The sequence below is a fragment of the Nocardia flavorosea NBRC 108225 genome, assembly GCF_001613385.1.
Lineage (GTDB): Bacteria > Actinomycetota > Actinomycetes > Mycobacteriales > Mycobacteriaceae > Nocardia > Nocardia flavorosea.
Genome location: NZ_BDCG01000039.1, coordinates 1 through 1,975 on the forward strand (window position 1 = coordinate 1; position 1,975 = coordinate 1,975).

5 protein-coding genes are annotated in these 1,975 nt (G+C 64.9%); 2 read left to right on the forward strand and 3 right to left on the reverse strand.

All coding sequences use genetic code 11. From position 1 onward, the window contains the following. The 3 genes from NFL01S_RS33440 to NFL01S_RS33450 all read right to left on the reverse strand — a co-directional run. Window positions 1–265 (reverse strand): RRQRL motif-containing zinc-binding protein (locus NFL01S_RS33440; protein WP_062980337.1); only part of this gene is annotated, 265 nt, incomplete at its 3' end. Next, window positions 262–606 carry a hypothetical protein gene (locus NFL01S_RS33445; protein ID WP_062980338.1) on the reverse strand — a complete coding sequence of 115 codons (345 nt, stop codon included), beginning with the start codon at window positions 604–606 and terminating at the stop codon, window positions 262–264. The genes NFL01S_RS33445 and NFL01S_RS33440, both read right to left, overlap by 4 nt. A 76-nt stretch (window positions 607–682) precedes the next feature. Next, on the reverse strand, window positions 683–1,099 hold the full coding sequence (locus tag NFL01S_RS33450; RefSeq protein ID WP_062980339.1) for a hypothetical protein: 417 nt from the start codon (window positions 1,097–1,099) through the stop codon (window positions 683–685). Between the two features lie 180 nt (window positions 1,100–1,279). Between NFL01S_RS33450 and NFL01S_RS33455 the strand changes: the two genes are divergently transcribed. Both NFL01S_RS33455 and NFL01S_RS33460 read left to right on the forward strand, forming a co-directional pair. Further along, complete coding sequence (locus NFL01S_RS33455) at window positions 1,280–1,474, forward strand: hypothetical protein (RefSeq protein ID WP_062980340.1); 195 nt, start codon at window positions 1,280–1,282, stop codon at window positions 1,472–1,474. 235 nt (window positions 1,475–1,709) lie between these two features. Continuing rightward, on the forward strand, window positions 1,710–1,975 hold a 266-nt coding region (locus NFL01S_RS33460; RefSeq protein WP_157117304.1), incomplete at its 3' end, for a hypothetical protein.

The following is a 1,975-nucleotide window of genomic DNA, read 5'->3' on the forward strand; positions in this document are numbered from 1 at the left end:
CGCCGAGGGAGATCCCCCGGCGTTCAGCGGCCAAGATCTGCCGCGCCCGAGTGGCCTTCGCCAGCGCGGCGAGCTGAGCCGGGGTCGCGGGCCGCTTCGGCGCAGCCAAGTTGACGTCGAACAGGTAGGCCACCTGCGCGCGGCCGCGGCGGCGGAACGGCAGAACACCAGCGATGTCCTGACCGTTCGGCCGCAGACCGGCTGCGGCGAGCTGCCGCCGGGTCCGCAGATGCGTCGGTGCGCACCGCCAGCGATAGACGGTCATGACCAGCTCAGGACCCGTCCGCGCCGGAAGGTCAGCCGCTGCCACCACGTCGGCACGAGCGAGATCCGCAAGGGCCGCAGGATTCCGCGCATCTCCGCTGCGTCGAGCGCAGCCATGATGCCCGTACCGACGCTGTTGGGGTTGTTCGACTGGATGAAGCACCAGGCGAGTTGGGTTGCCTGTCCGTCGCCGGTGAGCATCATCGTCAGCGTCAAGGCCATCGCCTGTTCGTGCGACAACTCGGCCGCGGGGACCTCGAATGTGATGAGCGCCAGCTCCTCCAGTTCGGCGAAGCTCTGTGGGTCCAGCGTGAGGTCGAAATATTCGTCGTTGAGTGCCATTGAGGGGTTCCTCTGATCAGTGGTGAATGATGGAAGAGGCACCGGCCAGGTAGGAACTGGCCGGTGCCGCTGTGTTTCAACTGGGGATCGGCGTGCGGCGGCCGGCGTCCGGGATGAGGTGGCCCCCGTCCCGCAGGGTGGCTACCGCGGTGGTCCGCACGGTGCATTTGCCGGTCATGCAGAGACGGTGCTGCTGCATGACGGTCCGGGCCTGGTCGACGGTCAGCGGCCGGTTTTCGTGGCAGCCGAACCGTTCCCACGGCCAGGTATGCGCAGCGGCGAGCCGTTCGGCCGGGGCCGACAGCGTGTAGGTGCTGGCCAGGTCGAGAAGATCATCGATCTCGGCCCGGTCCGCAGCGAGCGCGGCGCGCGCCTTCTCCAGTTCGCGCCGGACGCTGGCGAGTTCGTCCTGCAATTCGGTGTTCTCGCGCCGTAGCGTCCTGTTCTCCAGTCGCAGCACCACATCCGGTGCGGCTTGGTGAAGAAGTTTCATCCGGTTCCTCCATTCCGGTTGCATCGACTACCAAACTGTACCAAATTCTAGGTACAGTTTGGTAGTCTTTGGTACAGTTTGGTAGAGAGCAAAACCGCTCGACCATCCCGTGAGGAACAGAGATGAGACATGACAACCACCCAGTTGGTAGCCGCAGCTACCAAATGCCAACATGGAGTAATGACCGCACGTCAGCGCACGTTCCGCCTCAACGAGTCCCAGACCCAGGCGTGGGAGGCTGCGCTGGAGGAGTCCGGCCTCAAACAGCAGAAGGCCATGGAGACGATCGCGGAAGCCATCGGCGCGGGTCTGATCAATCTGACGGAACTGCGCGCCGAACTGATACGCCGCGCGAAGGCAGCCGAAACGGGATAGCTGTACAGCCGATCCGCACCGGTGCACTGAGTTGCGAATGCTCGTTGCTGACCGGGTGCGGAGAGTACGACGAAGCGGGTTGCGATTGGTGCGCCTGTGATCCTTACGAGCCGTGCCCGTTCTTCGGGTTCATGTGCGGTCTGCCGGGCGATCCGGCGTGCGACTGCTGCACTCCGGAGCAGCAGCGCAACACGATGGAGTACTACACCCCTACTGCGCGCCAGGAGGGTGTGCGATGAGCCGTCGAGAAACCCCGTGGACCAGCAAGGACACGTGGCAGTGCATAGGCATGATTCCGCTGACCGCGGGGGCACTGCTGGCGTGCACCGATAATTTGTCCATTGACGATATGCGCGCATACGCGCATAACGCGGTGGAGTGGTCGGCACCGATCGCGGCCGGCGTCGGCGGCGCGGTGCTCGCTATGGCGGTGGCCCTGATCGCGTTCCGCTTCCTGCGGGTTTCCCTGGCCAATGCGATCCGCCGGTACTGGCTGTACGG

Bases quoted from the DNA above. Each gene is read 5' to 3' on its own strand.
- NFL01S_RS33445 (WP_062980338.1), bottom strand. From the start codon at position 606: ATGGCACTCAACGACGAATATTTCGACCTCACGCTGGACCCACAGAGC.
- NFL01S_RS33455 (WP_062980340.1), top strand. From the start codon at position 1,280: ATGACCGCACGTCAGCGCACGTTCCGCCTCAACGAGTCCCAGACCCAG.
- NFL01S_RS33450 (WP_062980339.1), bottom strand. From the start codon at position 1,099: ATGAAACTTCTTCACCAAGCCGCACCGGATGTGGTGCTGCGACTGGAG.